This window comes from Nonomuraea sp. 10N515B, assembly GCF_052245915.1.
GTDB lineage: Bacteria > Actinomycetota > Actinomycetes > Streptosporangiales > Streptosporangiaceae > Nonomuraea.
Map to the genome: position 1 here is coordinate 201,353 of NZ_JBQQBQ010000013.1, position 19,592 is coordinate 220,944.

Here is a 19,592-nt window from a genome sequence, read left to right on the forward strand (position 1 = left end):
TCCGCTGCCTACGGTGGACCGCTGAACGCGGTCCACCGTACGACGCGGGGATATTCACTTGCCCCGTCCGCGGACGACCGCATAGCTTCGTGAGTACGCAGAAAGGAGGTGGTCCGAATAATGGTTTCTCATAGTCGGGCTAGCGAGGTGGTTGTCCGCTAACGTCGCGGACAACTTTGTCTCGTCTCGTTGACGTTGGCGAATTCGAGGCAACCACCGGGGCCCCTGGCAGCCGGAGGGCGGGACTCTGATCCCGACCATGGTCCATCCGGCCCGCCTGCACCGCAGGCGGAGTGATGCCTGGGGCCCTTCTTTAATGTTCACCTCTGACCGGCAGGCCGAGCCGGCCGCACGCCTCGCGATAGAGCATCACCACGGCCTTGCGCACCTGGGCGCGCTCGGTGAGCGTCTCACCCCAGGGCACCCGGACCCGCTCCCCGCCGTCGATCGTGAACTCGATCGCCTCGGCGTCGACGTCGCTCGTCAGCGCCGTGGTCGCGTCGGGCCGCCCGCCGAGACCCCGCACGATGATCAGGGAGTCGGCGGCGTGGTCGTCGTTCATGTGGCGCTTGATCGCCTCGACGGCGTCAGCGGTGAAGGGAGTGCTCATGCCACCTTCTTCAACTCGGCCGACATGTGGTCCGTCAGGGGGTGCCCGACGGCGGCCATCTCATAGGCCCACATGAGGTTGCCGTTGACCAGCCCGTACAGCCGGTGTCCCGCCGTGTACTCCTTGGCCGTGGCGGTGCGCGCGACGACGTCCGTACGCAGCTCGATCTTGTGGAAGACCACCTCGCCGATGTAGATCTCGACGATCCCGGTCGGGTGCGCCAGCACCACCTCGATCTGCCGGTCCGGTTGCGGCCGCCAGTATCCCGACTCCGTGGCCAGCGGCCTGACTCGGTTGCCGTCCTGGTCGAGTAGCCAGGTGCGGCTCACGTAGGTCAGGAACGGCTTGCCGTTGTGGCCGAACTCGATCTCCTGCCCGAAGTTGAAGCTCTCGATCGTCGGGTAGCCGCCCACGCCCGCGCCTTCCCAACGGCCGAGCAGGAAGGCGATCGGCTCCAGATCAGGGTGCACCTCAGGTTCTTCCATGTTCCCCAAGCGTAGTGGCGCTTCGTGCCCGTACGGCATAGCATCACGGCCTTGAGCTCTGCTTCGATCCGCATGCGCGCTCCGTGCGCGTTAGGGTGACGGATATGGCACGATCACTGGTGATCAAGGTGACCGCCGGGGCGGATGCCCCGGAGCGCTGCAACCAGGCGTTCACGGTCGCCGCCGCCGCGCTCGCGAGCGGTGTCCCCGTTTCCCTGTGGCTGACCGGCGAGTCGTCGTGGTTCGCGCTGCCGGGGCGGGCCAAGGAGTTCAGCCTGCCGCACGCCGCGCCGCTCACGGACCTGCTCGACGCCATCCTGGCCGGCGGCCGGGTGACGCTCTGCACGCAGTGCGCGGCCCGCAGGAACATCACGGTGGACGACCTCATCGAGGGGGTCCGCATCGCCGGCGCACCGGCGTTCGTGGAGGAAGTGACCGCCGAGGGGGCCCAGGCCCTGGTCTACTGACGGCCTGGGTCAGATCCCCTTCCGCCAGGTCCAGCGGCCGCCGAGCATGGTGCCGGCGACGGGCATCTCGCGGAGGACGGCGGCCGAGGCGGTGTAGGGGTCGGCGTCGACCACGACGAGGTCGGCGGGATCTCCCTCCGCGAGCCTCGCTCTGCCCGTGCGGGTGGAGGCCGCCAGGGCCTGCCCCACCGGGATCTCCTGCTCCGCGTGCCACCGCTCCCGGTCGTCCCGGCTCCGGTGTACGGCCGCCGCGAGCGAGATCCACGGGTCCAGCGGAGCGACCGGGGCATCGGAGCCCAAGGCCAGAGCAGCGCCCGCCGCCTGCAAGGCGCCGAACGCGAACGCCCTATCCGTACGCCCTGCCCACACCTGATCGGCCACGTCGCGGTCGTCCATCGCGTGCTCGGGCTGGACGCTCGCGACCACACCGAGCGCGGCGAATCGATCCAGGTCCGATCGGTCGAGCAGCTGCGCGTGCTCGATGCTGCCACGCGCGCCGACCTGCTCGAACGCGTCGAGCGCGAGCGTGTTGGCATGGTCTCCGATCGCATGCACGGCCGGGCGCAGTCCGTGCGACCAGGCCTTGCTCATCAGCTTCACGAGGTCGTCCGGCGGGACGAGGAGCATGCCGTACGGGTGCTCGCCCTTCTCCAGCCCCGGGTAAGGGTGGTGGCAGTAGGCCGTTCGCGTGTTGAGCGACCCGTCCGTGATCACCTTGAACGGCCCCATCTCGACGAGCCCGTCGGTGCCGGGGATCACGTCACCGGTGCGCAGGCCTCGGCTGATCGCCTCATCCAGGCGCCCCGGCCAGACGCCACAGGCCACCCGCAACATCCGGTTACCGTCGCGCACCCGGCGTACCCACGCGTCCAGAGACCAGGGCGCCTCCAGCTCGACGACGCCGACGACGCCACGCGCGGCCGCCGCGGCGGTGGCTTCCCTCGCCCACCCGTCGAGCAGCGGGGCGGGCAGGTCGGCGAGTTCCTCGCCGATCGGTTGCCACTCCGTTTCCCGCAGGATGCCGGTCGGATGATCGGCGTGACCGTACCGCCGGGCCGCGGCGGAGTTCACCCAGCAGCAGTGCAGGTCTCCGCTGACCAGAACCACGGCGACGTCCGACGGGGTCACGGCGTCCAACAGGTCACGATGGGGCGTGTCCGGCCACAACGCGTCCCGGAACCCGTAGCCCACCAGCGGAAGGCCGGCCTCTGGCGGTTTGGCGCGCAGCCGTTCCGCCACCAGCCGGACGGCCTGCGCTGCCGACGACGCTCCGGACAGGTCCAGGCGTTGCCTGGCCAGGGTCCACTGGTCGAAGTGGACGTGGTGATCCCAAAGGCCGGGCAGCACCATCCGGCCGTCGACGTTCACCACCTCCCAGCCGGGCTCGGCGGGGATGCTCGGGCCGATGCGCGCCACCCGCCCGCCCAAGAGCAACACGTCGCCGAACGTGTCGTCCCGGCCGAGCCGGGCCGCGCGGACCAGCGTTGAGCCGTCGTTCATGCACCCTCCTCCGGTGTCCAGACCATGCGCATCGCGCGAGCGCCGCGTCGCGGCCGTCCAGCGGGTCAATGACCCGGCGGACCTGTCCTGGCTGAGCTTCGCCATGGCCACCCTACGGGTCACCCGCAGGCGAGACGCCGCCGCCCTCAGGAGCATGCTTCTTACTCTTGCGGCAGGGTCTCTCCCGTCTCCAGCAGCGTCTTGAGGCTGGACAGGATCGCCGGCCAGCCCTCGCTGATCGACTCTCTGACGGCGCTTCCGGGTTCGAAGCCGCCGTGCACGATCGTCAGCTTGACCATCCGGCCCTGCGGTTGGATGTCGAACGTCACCGTGGACCGCGGCTCTGCGGCCCACTTGGCGACGTCGTCGGCGTCGAAGCCGAAGACCTCGGCGAAGTCCGGCGTGAAGGAGTGCCAGGTGTAGGCCAGGCGGCGGCCGGGCTCGGCCTCCAGCACGACCTGCTCGGGGTCCTCGATCGTGATGCCGCCCTGCTTATAGGTCACCGTCGAGCCGACCTTCCAGTCGGACTCCAGGACGGCTCCCCAGTAGCGCTCGGTGAAGGCCGGGTCGGTCAGCGCCTGCCAGAGGCGTTCGGGCGTGGTGTTGATGTACGTCGTGTAGACGAAGTCGGTGCCATCCACGTGCGTGCCCTCCAGTGCGGTCTTGAGATCGGCCAGCGCGCCGGCCCGCTGGCGGTCGTACTGGTTGATCCAGCGTTCAGCGATGGCGTTGATCGGCACGGCGTTGAGGTAGTGCAGCTTCTCCCGCCCGCGCCACACCGTGGTCACCAGGTTGGCCGCCTCGAGCACGGCCAGATGCTTGCTGACCGACTGCCTGGCCATGTCCAGGCCTGAGCACAGCTCGCGCAGGGTCTGCCCGTTGCGGGCGTTCAGGCTGTCCAGCAACCTGCGGCGACTGGGGTCGGCCAGCGCCTTGAAAACCTCGTCCATCTGCCGCCATCCAAACATGCAGCCGTTCGACTGCATCATCACAATAGGCAGCCAAACGGCTGCATGTCAATCATGCACGACGACGCGGTAGTCGCCGATCCTGAGGCGCCAGCGGGCGCTGTGCCCTTGAAGGGCCCTGATGTCGAACGCCGCGGTGTCCCCTGCGTCCATCGCTTTCTGGAGTTCGGCGAGGCGATACAGGATCCCCAGAGCATCCGGGCGCGGAATCTTGAGCATGCCCCGCTGGGCGTGCGGTGTGAACCCCATGACGGTTAGTCCCGAGGAGCGCGAAGTTCCTGCTTGCGGCCGAGTGATGATCGTCGGGGCTTTCCTCCCGACGAGCGCGATCAGTCCTGCAGGACGGTTGCCAGGCGTTCCTGGCGGAGGGCCTCGTAGCGGGAGTCGTCGAGCGGGGCCAGCTGCCCGGCCCGCCACGACAGCAGCAGGTCAGCCAGCGCGGGGTTGCGGGCCAGCGCCGGTCCGTGCAGGTATGTGCCGACCACGTGGCCCGCGTAGCAACCCTCGAAGCCGTCACCGTTCCCGACGCCCTTGACCGTCCTGGACAGCGGCCTGACGCCGGGACCCAGGTGGGTGACACCCATGTGGTTTTCGAAGCCGGTCAGCGTCGGCAGGTTGAGCGTGGCGTCCACCTCGGCGACCAGCTCGCCCACCGCCCGGGCGGGGCCGCGGGAGCTGGCGATGTCGAGGAGGCTGATCCCGTCCACGGGCTGGCCTTCTTCGCCGCCGAACGTGCTTCCCATGATCTGGTAACCGGCGCACACCGCCAGCAGGGCGGCTCCGGAGGCGACGGCGCGGTGGAGGCCGCCGTCCTTGCGCAGGCGCTGGGCGGCCAGGATCTGGGGCCGGTCCTCGCCGCCGCCGATCAGGTAGATGTCGCCGCTCTCTGGGACCGGGTCCGCCGACCGTACGTGAATCGTCTCCGTCTGGATCCCCCGGCGCTGCGCCCGCTGCTCCAGGACGAGGACGTTGCCCTGGTCCCCGTACGTGCTCAGCAGGTCGGGATAGATCCAGACAATGCGCAGGACGCTGTCAGACGGCACGACCGAACTCCGATCGGATCTGCTGGAAGGCGGTGTAGTTGGCGATCACGTCGACCCGGCCGGGCGGCTGCATGGCCAGCGCCTCCGAGAACGTGTTGCACAGTGTGAACGGCACGTCCGCCACGTCGAGCCGGAGGGCCAGGTCGAGGCGGCGTTGGCCGGTGACGAAGACGGGACGGCCGCGCAGGATGCGGTAGTCGACGTCCCACAACCAGGACGTGTCGCGGCCGTCAGGGCCCTGCGCGTTGACCGAGAGGATGATCGGCAGCTGCGGGTCGGCGACGTCGAACGCCTCCAGCCAGCCTGCCGGGTTTTTCGCCAGCAGGAGCCGGGCGTGGCGCCCTTCGCGCTCGACCGTCGTGTAGCGGCCGGCCACCGAGGTGACCTCGCGCAGCCGGGGCAGCGCCCGCTCCACCGGCACCCCGAACGCCTCCGCGACCGCCAGCGCCATCACCGCGTTGGAGCGGTTGGCCAGGCCGGGAAGCTGGATGTCCAGCTGCCACCGCTGCCCGCGCGGGTCGACGGCCACCTCGTCGTCCAGCGCCCAGTGCGGCTCCGGCCGGTGGAACGTGCACTCCCGGCAGGCCCAGAAGGCGTCCTTGCGGTCGAGCGGGCCGCCGCACTCGGGGCAGCACCAGGAGTCTTCCTTCCACCGCTGCCCGCCGGCGACCCAGGTGACCTTGGCGGCCGTGGAGGCGCCCCAGGTGACGAGCGGGTCGTCGCAGTTGGCGATGACGTGGGTGGGCTTGCCCGACAGCGCCCTGCGCCACTTCTGGGCCAGCAGCCAGATCTCGGCTGCGCGGTCCATCTGGTCGCGGCTGAGGTTCATGAGACAGACGACGCCTGCGCCGGTCGTGTCGAGGACCTCGGGCAGGTATTTCTCGTCCACCTCCAGCACGCCGTAGGGGGCGGCCTTGTGCTGGGACAGCGCTGAGACGTGGCCGGCCGGCATGTTGGCGCCGAACGCGTTGGTCGCCACCTCGCCGAGCTCGAGCAGCGCCGAGGTGATCAGCCTGGTGGTGGTGGTCTTGCCGTTGGTGGCGCTGACCAGGGCCAGCTTGCGGTCGTGGGCCAGCTTGCGCAGGAGGTCGGGCTCGAGCAGCAGGCCGACCCGCCCGCCGATCACCGAGCCGTCGCCGCGCCCGGTCATCCTGGACAGCGTCGCGGCACTGCGTCCCAGGGCGCTGGCGAGCTGAGCCCGCAGAGGAAGCTGGGTCATGCCCATGGATCCTAGTCGGCGTTGGCCACAACTCTGGAGACGCGCGCGGAAACACGGTCCCGTTTGGCGGCCCCGGGCCGAACGCTCGCACCCGTGCGGGCGGGGCACCGACCCGTCACGGCAGCGTCGGGGAGGGCTCAGCGAAGGTGATCTCTGGGACGCCGCCGTGGTCGAACGGCAGGACGAAGCGCCGCGGCCAGGACAGCACGCCCTCCAGCCACCCGGCCCCCATGGTCTGCCCCACGTGCCGGATCCGGGCCGACGACTCGATGCCGATCGCGACGGTCGTGATGTCCCGCTGCACGCTCTCGTTCTCGTCGTCCCCCAAGATGACCCGCCACGCCAGCGCCCGGTTGCGATCCACCTCCATCGACAGCGGGTGGTGCCGCAGCGCCTTGGCCCGATGGCCGAGCAGCTCCGTATGCACCCGATCCACCGAGGCGGAGCCGTTGCCGTTGGGCGAGCGGAAGAGCGTGTACTCCATGGGCGGGGCGGGGTCACGCAGATTCGGGGCAGGCCGGTCGTGCGGGAAGAGCCTGTCCACCTCGTGCAGCCACCGCACCTGGGGGATGACCCACGACGCCCCGGGACGTTCGCCCCCGCCGTCGAGGCCCGCGAGCAGGCGTGTGGCCGTCTCCGCGGCCTTCTCGGTGAGCAGTGCGGGGTTGAACCAGGTGCGCAGCGACCAGGCGCGGCGCTGCACCGCACGTTCGATCAGGGTGGCCAGGAGGCATTCGCGCCGCCGCGCCGGCAGGTCGGACCAGGCGGCGGACAGGGCACGGGGCACTCCGGGGAGCGGCCGGTTGCTGACGTAGGCGAGGACGACGGTGTCGCACCAGATGCGCAGCCACGCCCAGTCCGGGGCGTCGGCGAGCACGTCCGCCTCGCGCAGCTCGACGAGCGTGCACGCCTGCCCGGTGTGGCACTGCGCGCCGCACGCCGCCGACCTGCGGCCCCGGATGGGCGGCGGCGGGCCGGGCAGGACCTTCTCCCTGGACTCGCCGAGCGGTACGCGGACCCGCAGCGGCCGATCCATCCCGTCGGCGAAGACCGCGGCCGAGCCCGGCTGGAGCGAGACCACGTGCCGGGACTGCTCCTCGCTCAGGTTCATGGCGGCGCCGACGAGCTTCCTGTCGTCCTCGGCGGGCAGCCGGTGCACGACCTTGAGCGCGGTGTTCTTGACGACGTCGGAGACGAGCTTGGTGGGGATCTGCTCGGCCACGACGATGCCCTCGCCGTACGCCCTGATCTCCGCCAGCAGCCCGGCCAGCAGCTCCACGGCGTGCGTGGAGGCCCGCCCGTGGCCGCGGTCGCGCAGCAACCGGTGGGCCTCCTCGATCACGATGACGTGGCGCAGCTCATGGGTCTTCTCCGTACGCGCCCGCATCCGCAGGTGCTCGACGATCCGGATGATCAGCGTGCCCATGAGGAACGCCTTGTCCTCGTCGTTGGCCACGTCCTCGATCGCCAGGACGACGTCGCGTTCGAGCAGGCCGCCGATGTCGGCGGGGTGGCCGCCCTCGAAGAAGCGCCCGGCCGAGCCGACCCGCAACGACCGCAGCCGCAGCGAGATGAAGCCCTCGACGTCGGCCTGGACCTCGCGGCCGTACCCGATCTCCTTGATCACGTCCATGGCGTGCTGCTGGAGCTGTTCGAGGGTGGGGACGCTGGGCGGGACGTTGGAGCCGGGGATCGCGCCGCCGGTGACGACGTCCCAGCCGGTGGCCTCGTAGACGCGCTGCAGAGCCAGCGACATGATCTGCGGGAACGGCTCCTCGGCGTCGAAGGCGGCCATGAACAATGCCCTCACCATGTCGATGTGGGCCTGGACCGGGTAGCCCGGCTCGGGTTCGAGCGGGTTGATGCTGAACGGCACGCCGTCCGGCGCCGACGGGTTGATCACGGTGACCGGCTCTTCGACGCGGCCGGCCATGGCGGCGTACTCGGACTTGGCCGGCTCGATGGCCAGCCACGGGATGCGCGCCCTGCTGAGCTGCTCCAGCAGGTGCCTGACCGTCTGCGACTTGCCCGAGCCGGTCGCCCCGGTGACGAACGCGTGCCTGTTGAGCGTGGCCAGCGGCACCCGGAACGTCCCGACGCCCCTGTCCTGCCCATCGAGGATCTCCCCCAGCTCCAGCTCGCCGCCCTCGGCCTCGGAGGTCACGTCGAAGAAGCCCGAGTCGAGGACGCGTACGCCGGGCACCTCCCGCCTGGGCAGCCCGGCCAGCGCCGCGAGCGCTCCCGCGGTGGCGGCGAACGGGGCGGCGGCGCCGTCGGCGGGGTCCTGCATGGTGATCGCGAGGGCCTCCGACAGCGAGTAGACCGCGCCGTGCGAGCTCCGCAGCCGGTATGGGTGGTGGCTCATCTCCACCGAGCCGACCAGCACGGGCGCGATCTGCCGCAGCTCGTCGGCGGTGGCCCCGCCGGCCAGCACCCGCACGTTCCAGAGCCCCGCCTCCCTGAACGCGTCCAGCTCCTGCATGCGCCGCTCGGCCCGCTCGGCGTCGAAGCGGGAGCGCTCGGAGGCGTCGCCGTACTGCCTGAGCACGTTGAGCTGGGTACGCAGGTGCGCCACCTCGGCGTCCAGCAGGTCCGTCGGCTCGGCCACCACCAGCCACGCGAACGGCCGGGACATGAGCGTGACCAGCGTCGCCTCGAAGAGCGTCGGCCGCGTCAGCTCGTCGGGGTCGCCCTTCTCCCGGCTGCCCAGCGGCGGCGCCTGGCGCCCCGGGCACGGCGTCCATACCAGGTCGGCGAGGTCGGCCAGGTATTCGTCCGACAGCTGCACGCCCCGGGCCCCGCCGGGGAACAGCAGCGGCTGCGGCCCGCTCGGGTTGCCTGGCGTGTCGGTGGCCCGGCGCGGCTGGCGCGGCGGCGACAGCGGGCCCGCGTTGGTGATGAGCTCGAGCGGCGCCCCGGAACCCCGTGACAGCCAGCCGATGACGAACGGCCGGTCGCGCTGCGCCGCCGACAACACGGCGGGCAGCACGGTGACGAAATCCCACTCCGCCGACGAGCTTCGCGAGGGCGCGGCGATGGACTGGATCCGGTACCAGGGCCCGCTCAGCGAGACGCTCGGCTGCATATTTCAATCCCCCACAGACGGTTTCTTTGTCAAACTCCGCCAACCGTCAGCTCGCCACGTCGTCATTGACCATGTCATTACCTGTCCTTTCGCCAGTCCAGGCGTGGCGGTGGTGGCCCGAGGTTCGGCGGTGGCTCCCCGTCGGCGTCCCGCGCGTCGGGGTCGAGCGCCAGCACCGCCTCGCGTACGTCCTCGAGCTCGCCCAGCGTGGTCTTGGGGAAGGTGAGGATGGCGGGGTTGGCGTCGGCGAGGCGGACGCGCCTGCCCTGGGCCGTGGCGTCCGTGACGATCACCGAGGTGGTGGGCAGCTGCTGGAGCTGGTGCGGCTCGACGAGGAACTCGCGCGAGCGCTGCAGCACCCGCTCCTTCTCCGCGATCTTGTCGGCGCTCCTGCCCCACTCGGTGGACGCCGTGATGTCCTCGGCGAGGTCGGCGCTGCCCTCCTCCCGCTCCTCCCTGGCATCGTCCACCTGCGAGATCGTCGAGGTGTAGCCGCCGTCGAGGCCCGGCAGCGAGTCGCTGATCGTCTCGGTGAGCTGGGCCAGCTCCAGGCGGTGCTCGGTCCCGACGTGCTCGCTGGCGACCCGCGCGTCCTCGGCGTTGCCCAGCCGCATGAACGCCACCGCCGCGTGCCCCCGGCCCAGACGCTCCCGCACGGTGGGAGTGAGCGACCGATAAGTCAGGACAAGTCCGGTACGGGAGGTCTCGCAGGCATCCATCAGCCGGTCGAGCACGTCGCCCCTGAGCTTGTCCGCGCCCGCCACGATGATCGTGTGATACCAGGGCCGGTCGGAGGCCGGCGACTGGCGCAGGATGTGGGTGAGCGCGGTGGCCACGTACGTGCCGAGCACGCGGTTGCCGAACACGCCCGCCTGCCGATCCATGCTCACCACCCGCAGCCGCGCGGGCGGCAGGCGTACGGCCTGCGTGCCGAGCGTTTCCAGCTTGCGCAGCTGGGACTCCAGCGCCCAGGCCCGCTCGATCACCACCCGGTCGCTCACCCCGCGCCCGAACAACGTCCCGATGCGCTCGAGCTGCGTCGCGGTGATAAGCCCGAACCGCAGGTCGTCCCGCGGGTCGCCCACCTGCGCCAGCGCCCGCAGCGCGGCCGTGACCTGGCTGATCGTGGCGTTGTCCCCGAGGACCTCCAGCACCCGCTCGAGGATGGCGTTGTCGAAGCTGAGGTCGCGGGTCGTGCGGTGCTCCTCGCTCACGCTCACCACATGCGCCAGCACGTCCGCGAACGCCTCAGGCTTCAGCGTGGCGCCCAAATCGAGCCGGGGTAAGTCGACCGGCAGCACCCAGACCAGCGGATCGTCACCGCCCTTGCGGGCCAGCTCGATCAGGTCCTTGGCGATCGCCCCCTCGGACAGGTCCAGCACGGTCAGGTGCCCGCCGCTGTAGAGCCGCGTGGCGCCGAGCAGGGTGACCAGCGCCGACCAGCCGGGCAATGTGCCGCCGGCCACGTCGATGCGGTCGATCTCGTGCGGTACGGCCACCGCGTACCACGTGAGCTGCTTGTCGTAACGCTCCTTGGACTCCTGCCACTCGCGGTAGCGCTTGGCGTGCTCCTCCTGGGCGCGGAACAGCTCCTTGTCACGTTCCTGGCGCTGGCGCTGATCCCTGGCCTGCTGCTCCAGCACCCGGTATTTGACCGCCCGATCACCCTGCAGCAGCGCATAACTGCAGATCCCCGCCACCCCACCGGCCGCGGCCAGCGCGACGAGCGCGAACGGCCAGGCGAGGTAGCCGGCGACGGCCACGGCCAGGATGAGCACGCTCAGCGCCAGCATGAACAGCCGGAAGATCCGTACCGGCCGGTTGAGCAGATCCTCCTGGAGCCGCTCGCGGCGCATCAGCTCGATCTCGGCGGGGTCGGGCTCGGCGGCGGCCGGCTCGTCGGCCGGTGAGGGGCGTTTGGGCGGCGGTCCCGGGTCGGCGTGCAGCAAGATGTACTGCCAGCCCAGGTAGATGCGGTCCGCCTGCAGCTGGGCATGATCGGGATGCACGTCTGTCACGTGACCCTCCGGCCGCGATATGTCGTTAGGTGTAGGGGCCAGCCCTTATCCGCTCCGTGACAGCGTATGAGCTTCAAGCCCTGAAGCGGCAGGGTTATCGGCAATTTCGACCAGCCCGATGGGAGCATTGCGGCAGATGGGACAAGCGATACCTACTACCATCCTTTGCCATGACGGAACCCTCCGGCGGCAGCACTGACAAGCCAAGACGCCCGGTAGTGGTGCCCGCACTGGCTCTGGTGGCGTTCACGGCCGTCGGCATCACCGCTCTCCTGGGCGGACTCAACGAACGACCCGATCCCCCACCAAAAGCGCTCAATCCAGGGCAGACGCTCGACCAGGGGCAGTTCGACACCCAGGTCGTGGAGTCGAAGGTCATTGTGGAAAAGGCGGAGAACCAGTTCGCCGAGGACAAGCGCTACCTCGACGTGGTGTTCAAAGTGACGAACAAGACCGACCAGACCGTCAGCGTGGGCGCCCTGCCCCACGACAAGAGCAGCGGCTTCTTTTTCGGCAGCACGTTGCTGAAGATGACCCCGCAGATCAAGACCGAGTTCGGCCCCGACTTGTTCGTCCTGTCCAAGGGCGTCACCTCCCGCCAGCTGCATCCGGGCATTCAATCCACGGTGGTCGCCCGCTACGAGCTCGACGCGGCCACGCAACCGCCGAAGCAGGTGAGCTATGACATGGGCGCCATGGAGCACCTCGAGAACCCGCTCACCGGCGTCAGCAATTGGTTCCTGGTCAGCGAGCCGGAGCTGCTCACCAACAAGCTAGAGAACAAGGTGGTCGCCAAGATCACCCTGTCCGTCGAGCCTCAGGGGGCGTGATGACGGCCACCCAGCAGCGCGCCGCGGCCCCGCGCCGCAACCACAACCGCAGGCAGGGCGCTCGTCGCGGCGGCTCGGGCTCCCGTGTCGTGCACATCGTCGCGGGCCTGATCCTGGTCGCCGGGGCGGTGGCGATCCAGTCGCTCGCGCTGTCGGCGGAGGACATGGGCATGCCGCTCACCTACACCGGTGCCAAGGGCCAGGACGTGGACGCGGGGCGGTTCTCCGTGCGCGTGCAGAAGGTCTCCTCGGCCAAGGCGCTCAAGGTCGAGAACAAGAACGTCCCGACCGAGCAGCTGTTCCTGGTGGTGGAGGCCGCGGCCACGGTGCCCGCCGAACCCGTGCACCTGGGCATGCCGAGCCTGCTCGCGGCCGACGGCAAGGTGTACGCCGCGAGCGACAAGATCGACAAATCCAAGACGCTCGCCAACCCGTGGATCCAGCCGGGCTGGTGGAGCACGGGCCGATTCGTGTTCGAGGTGCCGGCCTCGGCTCTGCCGGGCGCGCAGGCCGTGTTCCAGCTCCCGGTCTCCGGCCTCTACAGCGAGCCGCTGCCTCCGGAGGCGCAGATCGACCTCGGCATCGACGACGCCACCGCCAAACAGCTCACGACCGCGCCCGCAGCCGTCTTCGACCTGGACGAGAAGAAGAAGTAAGGCCATGACCAGGAACGACCCGAGCCGCGACTGGTTCGCCCCACCTCCCGGCCAGCCCGACCAACCGCCCGAGCCCGACCAACCGCCACAGCCCGACCGACCGGCCGACTCCGGCCGGCACCACCAGCAGGCACCGCCGCCGTACGGCCGGTCGGCGCACTCTGGGCAACAACCGAGCCACGGCCAGCCTCCCCCAGCGGGGCCGCCATCCCAGCACGACGACCATGGGCATCCGCCGCCATACGGCCAGCCCTCGCAGCATGGGCAACACCCGCAGTATGGGCAACCTTCACAGCAGGGGCGGCCGCCCCAATACGGCCAGCCACCGCAATACGGGCAACCCGCCCAGCACGGCCAGCCACCGCAGCATGCACGGCCACCGCAGTACGGCCAGCCACCAGAGCATGCGCGGGAGCCGCAGTTCGGTCAGCCGCCACAGCACGGAGAGCCGCCCCAGTACGGCCAGCCACCACAGCACGGACAGCCGCCCCAGTACGGCCAGCCACCACAGCACGGGCAGCCGCCACAGCAGGGGGAGCCTCCGCAGCACGGGCAGGCCCAGTACGGCCAGCCTCCGCAGCACGGACAGCCGGCCCAGTACGGCCAGCCTCCGCAGCACGGACAGCGGCCGCAGGGCGGCAGCCCCTCACACCCTCAGCCGCGCCACGGCCAACACCGGCAGCCGCCGGCTCCCGGCCCCAGGATGCCGCCGCGCCGCGGCCCCGATGCCTTCCCGGACCAGCAGGTGTGGCCCCCGGCGTCGCAGTCCGACCCCGTCGGCGGCGCCACGCAGCCCTTGCCCGTCGTCCCCGGTGGACCCGGGAATCCGTACGCCGCGCCCGGCGGGCCCGCGAATCCACCCTCCGCCTCCGGCGTGACGGCGCACCCCTCAGCCGCGCCTGGCGGAGGCGCGCCCCCAACTGTGCCGTCCCCCGCGTTCACGCCGCCGCAGCCGCCGGAAGCCCCCTCTCCGGCCGCGGAGGAGCCCGCGCCGCGCAAGCCGCGCACCCTGCTCCTCGGCGTGAGCGCGCTCGTGGCCTTCGTGCTGGCCTTGGGCATACCGACCGGTGACCATTATCTCTTCTTCAAGAGCGGCCAGCCCGACGACATCGTGCACGAGGTCCCCAAGGGGCAGGAGAAGGCCTTCGAGCACGTGTCATGGAAGACCTCGATCGAGCCCATGGTGCCCGCGCCGAGCAACACCACGCCCGACAAGCAGTGGCTCAAGATCACCATCACCAGGAAGGCCCTCGACGACACCGGCAAGGTGCTCACCGCCAAGCCGGAGCTGTTCCTGCGGGACAAGCAGGAGCGCACCTGGCAGGTGGAGGTCATGGACGACAACACCCCGGTGGGCGAGGACGGTGTGGTCGGCAAGCCGTACTCGTACACAGCAGGGGCCGTCGTGCCCAAAACGGTGGCCGGCGAGGTGGAGCTGCACCTGAGACCGAACACCACCTACCGCTCCGACACCCCCACGGACAAGCTCCTGGAGATCAAGCCGGAGGAAGAGGAGAAGGCCAAGCACAAGGACGTGCTGGTGTTCAAGCGGTGATGTCCTCGCCCTGCAGCCGCGCCCGGGTGGCCGCGATGTCGAACGTCGCGGCCAGCACGGAGTAGGCCAGGACGGTCACCACCAGATCCTTGACGAACTCGACGGGCCGGCTGACCACGAGCCACATGTACGGCACGTCGGAGCCGATGAGCGTGTTGACCACCCGCTCCAGGTAGTCCGCGCCCACGTGCAGCCCGACATACAGCAGGCACATGAGCCCGAACATCGTGATGCCGCCCTTGACGGTGATCCTGAAGGCGTTGACCACGGGCACCCAGCGCTCCTGGAAACCGCCGATCAGCCGGTCCGTGGCCCGCTGGGTGAGGTCGTGGCTGCCCTCCAGCCGGTCCATGCCCCGCTCCAGCCGGGTGCCGCGCAGCGCCCTGCGGGTGTCGTCAACCGTGCCCCCGAAGACCAGCACCGCGATCGCCAGCCAGGTGAGCGGCACGGCCAGCGCCTCGATGACGTGCGGCCAGACCTCGCCCGCCCATTTCCAGAAGGCTTCCCAGCCGGGCACGTTCTCCTTGGCGTGCTCCCACGCCTCGCTCGCGCCTCCTACGACCGCCCGATGGGAGGCCCAGTCCTCGCGTGCCTTGGTGACGGTGAAGATGGCGTTCAGGCCGCAGAACACGAACGCGAACTCCGAGAACGCCGCGGCGATGCCGGAGAACCTGCCCTTGCTCTTCTCGACGAGGTGGCCGAAGAGCATGCGCAGGCCGAAGGTCACGACCATGGCGCCGAGCGAGACCCGCCAGTCGAGGCCGACCAGCCCCATCCCGTACGTGACCTCTTCGTCGGTCCCGTTGGCCAGGTTGTTGAGGATGGGTGTGTAGAAGTTGTCGTCCAGGTTGTGGAACTGGTCCATCGACAGGAAGTCGGAGGCGTCCTTGAGGTAGAGCTCCCAGGCCAGGTAGACGAGCGCGAAGGAAGGGGCGATCCGGTTGAGCGACGCCCAGAACGGCTCGTCCTCCTGCCCATCCTGCTGACGCGCCCGCGTCTCCCAGAGCACCCGGCGCAGCGACAGGAACATGCCCGTGATGACGGTCATGGAGATCAGGATCACCACGGTCATCAGCGCCAGGGTCACGATCAGGCGGACTTGCCTGGCGCTCCCGTGCGAGATCTCCGTGGCCGCGTAGAGGAGCGCCCAGCGGGTCAGCTCGCCCGCTGAGAACCACAGGATCAGCGGCAGCGCGCACTTCCCCGCGAGGCGTAGTGCGTGCAGGGGCAGCGAGTACGGCGAGGGCATCCGCTGAGCCGGCGTGGGCCCTGGTTGGGGCGGCGCCATCACACCTGTCGAACCGGACATCTGTGGAATCGTATCGGTCTGTCCCTCGCGTCGCAGCCGCAACCCAAGAAAGCCGTATGGACCGTCCACGTCCCTGAGCAGTGACAAAAGAATTATCGGGAGGAGAATGCCCGCGACGCGGCGCGCCGTCTGTTGCACCATGACGGGTATGGAGCCGCTGCCCGCCTTAGACGCCGACCCTCGCGTGATGGGAGACCGGCTGCGGCGGCTGCGGCAGGAGCGCGGGGTCTCGCTGTCCGAGCTCGCCAAGCGGGCCGGCATCGGCAAGGCCACCCTGTCCGGGGTCGAGACGGGCACGCTCAGCCCGACCCTGGAGACGCTCTGGGCGATCACCGCTCAGCTCGGCGTGCCGATCGGGGCCATTCTCGAACCGCCGCCCGAGCCGCGGATCATGCGGGGCACAGCGATGGAGGCCGAGCTGCTCGAGGTGTTCGAGGACGACAGAGTCACGTACGAGCTCTACCGCGTACGCGTCCCGCCCGGCCTCACGCAGACCTCGCCCGCGCACCACGAGGGCGTCACCGAGCACGTGACGGTCTTCAGCGGCACGCTGAGCGCCGGCCCGATCAAGGAGCCGCTGACGGCCGGGCCCGGGGATCACATCTCGTGGCGCTCAGACGTGCCGCACGGCTACCGCGCGCACGGCCCCGACATCGTCCGCGCCACGCTGCTGATGCGTTACCCCGCCAAACCCTGAGACCCGGCCAGCCCCTGGGCGGGCCGGCAAGTGCGGCAGGGGCGGTAGCCGGCGGCCCTGGCCTGGGCGAGAGTGCGGAAGCCGTGCCGGTGTGCGGGCGTGATGCGCCTGGCGTTGTGGCAGGTCGGGAAGCAGACGATGCCCGTGGTGTCGCTGGCCAGGTAGAACACCCGCTCCCCGGCCAGGCGCCGCAGCCGCTCGAGATCGACGCCCTCGGCCAGCAGCAGCCGTTCCTTGGCCGCCGCACCGAAGACGTAGTCGCCTGCCACGCCGTCCGACCTGGTGACCCGGTGGCACGGGACCAGCAGCGGCACCGGGTTGGTCGCCAGGGCCGTGCCCACCGCGCGCACGGCCCTGGGCCGGCCGATTCGTGCGGCGATCCACGCGTAGGGGCGTACCTCGCCCCGGGGGATCGTGCGCGCCGCCTCCAGCACGTCGCGCTGGAAGTCGCTCACCCCGCGCAGATCCAGCCGCACCCCGGAGGCACGGCCGGTACGCAACGCGGGCAGCAGCCCGGCGGGCGGCCTGGCGCGAGCTCCGGCAGGCAGCAGCGGCCGGGCGAAGCTCGCGAACCGGGCTCTGTACGCCTCCGCGAAGCCAGGGCCCGCGTGCACATAGGCGACACCCTGATCGGTGAACGCGACGCTCAGCTCGCCCAGGGGACCCGGCACGCGCACCCAGCGGGCGGCGATCCTGCCGAGCAGCCCGTCCGGCGCGTCGACGGCCAGCGCCGCCAGCCCGGCCAGCAAGCGGTCCTCGGTCGACGGGCCGACGGGCCGACGGTCCTCGGTGGACGGGCCGACGGACATGTGGTCCTCGGTCATTGGGCACCTCCCATGGCGCGCAGCCGCCGCAGTCCTCGGGACACGTGCGACTTGACCGTGCCCTGCGGGATCTTGAGCACGGTGGCGATCTCGCTGACGGGCAGGTCGACGACGTGCCTGAGCACCACCGCGGCCCGCTGCTCCTCGGGCAACTGACGCAGCAACTCGGCCAGCTCGTCGCCGGTCTCGTGGCGCACCGCGGCCGCCTCGACGTCCTGGCCGGGATCGACGGCCTCCACCGGCTCGTCGCGCAGGTCGGGCGGTGGCGTGCGGGCCTTGGTCCGCGCCCAGTTACGCCAGAGGTTCATCAGCACCGTCATCAGCCACGGCCGCGGCTGCAGCGCGGCGATGCGGTCGCGGTCGTAGCCGGCCAGCGCCCGGTACGCCCGCAGGAACGCCTCCGCCGTCAGGTCCTCGGCGCAGGCCCACCGCCCGCTCAACCGCAACGCGGTCGAGAAGACGAGGGTGCGGTAAGCGGCGTACATCTCGGCGAACCCCTCGTCGAGGTCGTCGAGGAGCGCCTTGCACACCGGATCTATCGAGCTCACGTAACGTACAACACCGCCCAGCCCCGATCGGTTGCACGCGAAAGGGCCCGCGTCCGAAAAACGCGGGCCCTCACGATGCCGGTGGCGGTCAGACGGCGACGGCGAGCTGGGCGACCTCACCCAGCTTGGCCTCCACCTGGATGTCCCTGGTGACGCCGCCGCCCGCGATGATGCGGACGGTCCAGTCGCCGGGAGCGGCGAAGAAGCGGAAGACGCCGTCCTCGGACACGACGACCTCGCCGGTGAACTCGCCCGAGTGGTCGAGCAGCCGCGCGTAGGCGGTGCCCGCGCCGGTCACCACGCCCTGGATCACGGCCTGGTTGGACAGATCGATTCCGGCCGGCAGCGCAATGGTCTGCTCCGGCGCTCCGCAACCCTGTGCAGTCATTAGCGGGCCTCCCCCAGCTCGATCGGCACGCCCACGAGCGAGCCGTATTCGGTCCACGAACCGTCGTAGTTCTTGACGTTGTCCTGCTCGAGCAGCTCGTGCAGCACGAACCACGTGTGCGCCGAGCGCTCGCCGATGCGGCAGTAGGCGATGGTGTCCTTGCCGAAGTCGACCCCGGCCTCCTGGTAGAGGGTGCGCAGGTCGTCGTCGGACTTGAACGTCCCGTCGTCGTTGGCCGCCTTGGACCACGGGATGTTGCGGGCGGTCGGCACGTGGCCCGCGCGCTGCGCCTGCTCCTGCGGCAGGTGAGCGGGGGCGAGCAGCTTGCCGGTGAACTCGTCGGGCGAGCGCACGTCGACCAGGTTGAGCTTGCCGATGGCGCCGACCACGTCGTCGCGGAAGGCGCGGATCGCCGGGTCCTGCTCCTGGGCGACATACTGCGTCTTGGGCCGCTGCGGCACGTCCTTGACCAGCTCGCGCGAGTCGAGCTCCCACTTCTTGCGGCCGCCGTCGAGCAGCTTCACGTTCTCGTGGCCGTAGAGCTTGAAGTACCAGTACGCATAAGAGGCGAACCAGTTGTTGTTGCCGCCGTAAAGCACGACGGTGTCATCGTTGGAGATGCCGCGGTCGGACAGCAGGGCCTCGAAACCGGTCTTGTCCACGAAATCGCGGCGGACCGGGTCCTGCAGGTCCTGCCGCCAGTCAACCTTCACGGCGCCACGGATGTGGCCCTTGTCGTAGGCGCTGACGTCCTCGTCGACCTCGACGAGAACGACGCCGGGTGTGTCGAGGTTGGCCTCGACCCAGTCAGCGTCCACCAGGGCGGCGGAGCGGCTCATTTGGGTACCTCCATGTTGGCAGCGGGCAGTAGTCGGCGAATGAGCAGGTACATCTCGCAGCCAAGGCAGAATCCGAAGGCTGCGTTGAGGAAAGCGGCGAGGAGAGCCGCGGCCGTGGCCACGAGGGCCAGCGGCATGATCCCGGCGACATATCCGGCCAGGCCCGCGACCGCGAAGATCAGCCCCACCCCCTGCGCGAACCGCGGCGGGCGGGCGTCCTCGGTCTCCTTCGGAGCACTCTTGACGAGCGCCTTGAAGAGCATCGTGTACGGCGAGCGCCCCGCGACTCCGAGCGCGAAGACCACCGCCTGAGCGGCGAACAGCCAGGCACTCTGGGTCACCAGGACGAAGACGAGGACCACGGTTGTGATGGCCGCGCCGAAGCGCAGCGCTCTAGGATCGGCACGCATCGTGGGATGCTCCTGAAGGGGTCGATTTGGGGCGGATCCAGTCCGCGCGAGATCGTCCTCAGGCAGCGCGACAGAGCGAGGTGGTCACGCGGCAGAAATCAACCGCGCGCCGCTTCGTGAGCAGCTCTGTCGTTGGGTTCA

At 70.2% G+C, this 19,592-nt stretch carries 21 protein-coding genes; 5 read left to right on the top strand and 16 right to left on the bottom strand.

Annotation, left to right across the window (positions count from 1 at the left end; genetic code table 11):
- Positions 1-313: 313 nt before the first annotated feature.
- The gene (locus ACTWQA_RS22255) at positions 314-610 is read right to left on the bottom strand and encodes a DUF2470 domain-containing protein (protein ID WP_305914981.1); all 297 of its coding nucleotides are present in this window, start codon (positions 608-610) and stop codon (positions 314-316) included.
- Positions 607-1,095: an FABP family protein gene (locus tag ACTWQA_RS22260; RefSeq protein ID WP_127939470.1), complete on the bottom strand. Its 489-nt coding sequence runs from the start codon at positions 1,093-1,095 to the stop codon at positions 607-609. The genes ACTWQA_RS22255 and ACTWQA_RS22260 overlap by 4 nt, the downstream gene beginning before the upstream one ends.
- Before the next feature lie 104 nt (positions 1,096-1,199).
- Between ACTWQA_RS22260 and ACTWQA_RS22265 the strand changes: the two genes are divergently transcribed.
- Positions 1,200-1,562 carry a DsrE family protein gene (locus tag ACTWQA_RS22265; RefSeq protein ID WP_443161072.1) on the top strand — a complete coding sequence of 121 codons (363 nt, stop codon included), beginning with the start codon at positions 1,200-1,202 and terminating at the stop codon, positions 1,560-1,562.
- 9 nt (positions 1,563-1,571) lie between these two features.
- Here the strand turns inward: ACTWQA_RS22265 and ACTWQA_RS22270 are convergent, their stop codons facing one another.
- The 7 genes from ACTWQA_RS22270 to ACTWQA_RS22300 all read right to left on the bottom strand — a co-directional run bounded on the left by ACTWQA_RS22270 (position 1,572) and on the right by ACTWQA_RS22300 (position 11,395).
- The gene (locus tag ACTWQA_RS22270) at positions 1,572-3,062 is read right to left on the bottom strand and encodes an amidohydrolase (RefSeq protein WP_443161073.1); all 1,491 of its coding nucleotides are present in this window, start codon (positions 3,060-3,062) and stop codon (positions 1,572-1,574) included.
- Positions 3,063-3,223: 161 nt separating this feature from the next.
- Positions 3,224-4,012, bottom strand: coding sequence for an ArsR/SmtB family transcription factor (locus tag ACTWQA_RS22275; protein WP_443161074.1), 789 nt, complete (start codon positions 4,010-4,012; stop codon positions 3,224-3,226).
- A gap of 66 nt (positions 4,013-4,078) precedes the next feature.
- Positions 4,079-4,279, bottom strand: coding sequence for a type II toxin-antitoxin system RelE family toxin (locus ACTWQA_RS22280; protein ID WP_443161075.1), 201 nt, complete (start codon positions 4,277-4,279; stop codon positions 4,079-4,081).
- 80 nt (positions 4,280-4,359) lie between these two features.
- Positions 4,360-5,073 (bottom strand): type 1 glutamine amidotransferase, encoded by a 714-nt coding sequence (locus tag ACTWQA_RS22285; RefSeq protein WP_443161076.1) that lies wholly within the window; start codon positions 5,071-5,073, stop codon positions 4,360-4,362.
- Positions 5,063-6,292 (bottom strand): MurT ligase domain-containing protein, encoded by a 1,230-nt coding sequence (locus tag ACTWQA_RS22290; RefSeq protein ID WP_443161077.1) that lies wholly within the window; start codon positions 6,290-6,292, stop codon positions 5,063-5,065. Before ACTWQA_RS22290 ends, ACTWQA_RS22285 begins: the two co-directional genes overlap by 11 nt.
- 115 nt (positions 6,293-6,407) lie before the next feature.
- Positions 6,408-9,377, bottom strand: coding sequence for an ATP-binding protein (locus ACTWQA_RS22295; RefSeq protein ID WP_443161078.1), 2,970 nt, complete (start codon positions 9,375-9,377; stop codon positions 6,408-6,410).
- Between the two features lie 77 nt (positions 9,378-9,454).
- Positions 9,455-11,395, bottom strand: a complete 1,941-nt coding sequence (locus ACTWQA_RS22300; RefSeq protein ID WP_443161079.1) for a hypothetical protein — start codon at positions 11,393-11,395, stop codon at positions 9,455-9,457.
- 170 nt (positions 11,396-11,565) lie between these two features.
- Here ACTWQA_RS22300 and ACTWQA_RS22305 point away from each other — a divergent pair, with 170 nt between their 5' ends.
- Complete coding sequence (locus tag ACTWQA_RS22305) at positions 11,566-12,225, top strand: hypothetical protein (protein WP_443161080.1); 660 nt, start codon at positions 11,566-11,568, stop codon at positions 12,223-12,225.
- The gene (locus ACTWQA_RS22310) at positions 12,225-12,881 is read left to right on the top strand and encodes a hypothetical protein (RefSeq protein WP_443161081.1); all 657 of its coding nucleotides are present in this window, start codon (positions 12,225-12,227) and stop codon (positions 12,879-12,881) included. Before ACTWQA_RS22305 ends, ACTWQA_RS22310 begins: the two co-directional genes overlap by 1 nt.
- 289 nt (positions 12,882-13,170) lie before the next feature.
- On the opposite strand, the gene ACTWQA_RS22315 is transcribed toward ACTWQA_RS22310, so the two are convergent.
- On the bottom strand, positions 13,171-13,500 hold the full coding sequence (locus tag ACTWQA_RS22315) for a hypothetical protein (protein WP_443161082.1): 330 nt from the start codon (positions 13,498-13,500) through the stop codon (positions 13,171-13,173).
- 84 nt (positions 13,501-13,584) lie between these two features.
- Here ACTWQA_RS22315 and ACTWQA_RS22320 point away from each other — a divergent pair, with 84 nt between their 5' ends.
- The gene (locus ACTWQA_RS22320; RefSeq protein WP_443161083.1) at positions 13,585-14,436 is read left to right on the top strand and encodes a hypothetical protein; all 852 of its coding nucleotides are present in this window, start codon (positions 13,585-13,587) and stop codon (positions 14,434-14,436) included.
- On the opposite strand, the gene ACTWQA_RS22325 is transcribed toward ACTWQA_RS22320, so the two are convergent.
- A complete protein-coding gene (locus tag ACTWQA_RS22325) occupies positions 14,426-15,745 on the bottom strand; it encodes a hypothetical protein (protein ID WP_443161084.1) in 1,320 nt (439 codons plus the stop codon). The genes ACTWQA_RS22320 and ACTWQA_RS22325 overlap by 11 nt on opposite strands.
- 148 nt (positions 15,746-15,893) lie before the next feature.
- On the opposite strand from ACTWQA_RS22325, the gene ACTWQA_RS22330 reads away from it, so the two are divergent.
- Complete coding sequence (locus tag ACTWQA_RS22330) at positions 15,894-16,442, top strand: helix-turn-helix domain-containing protein (protein ID WP_443161085.1); 549 nt, start codon at positions 15,894-15,896, stop codon at positions 16,440-16,442.
- Here ACTWQA_RS22330 and ACTWQA_RS22335 read toward each other — a convergent pair.
- The 5 genes from ACTWQA_RS22335 to ACTWQA_RS22355 all read right to left on the bottom strand — a co-directional run bounded on the left by ACTWQA_RS22335 (position 16,424) and on the right by ACTWQA_RS22355 (position 19,451).
- Entirely contained in the window at positions 16,424-17,266 is an 843-nt protein-coding gene (locus ACTWQA_RS22335) for a methylated-DNA--[protein]-cysteine S-methyltransferase (RefSeq protein WP_443161086.1), read from the bottom strand. The genes ACTWQA_RS22330 and ACTWQA_RS22335 overlap by 19 nt on opposite strands.
- On the bottom strand, positions 17,263-17,814 hold the full coding sequence (locus ACTWQA_RS22340) for an RNA polymerase sigma factor (RefSeq protein WP_443161087.1): 552 nt from the start codon (positions 17,812-17,814) through the stop codon (positions 17,263-17,265). Before ACTWQA_RS22340 ends, ACTWQA_RS22335 begins: the two co-directional genes overlap by 4 nt.
- Positions 17,815-17,902: 88 nt before the next feature.
- Complete coding sequence (locus ACTWQA_RS22345) at positions 17,903-18,202, bottom strand: DUF1416 domain-containing protein (protein ID WP_327585883.1); 300 nt, start codon at positions 18,200-18,202, stop codon at positions 17,903-17,905.
- The gene (locus ACTWQA_RS22350) at positions 18,202-19,041 is read right to left on the bottom strand and encodes a sulfurtransferase (RefSeq protein ID WP_443161088.1); all 840 of its coding nucleotides are present in this window, start codon (positions 19,039-19,041) and stop codon (positions 18,202-18,204) included. Before ACTWQA_RS22350 ends, ACTWQA_RS22345 begins: the two co-directional genes overlap by 1 nt.
- Positions 19,038-19,451, bottom strand: coding sequence for a DUF4395 domain-containing protein (locus ACTWQA_RS22355; RefSeq protein ID WP_443161089.1), 414 nt, complete (start codon positions 19,449-19,451; stop codon positions 19,038-19,040). Before ACTWQA_RS22355 ends, ACTWQA_RS22350 begins: the two co-directional genes overlap by 4 nt.
- Positions 19,452-19,592: the final 141 nt, after the last annotated feature.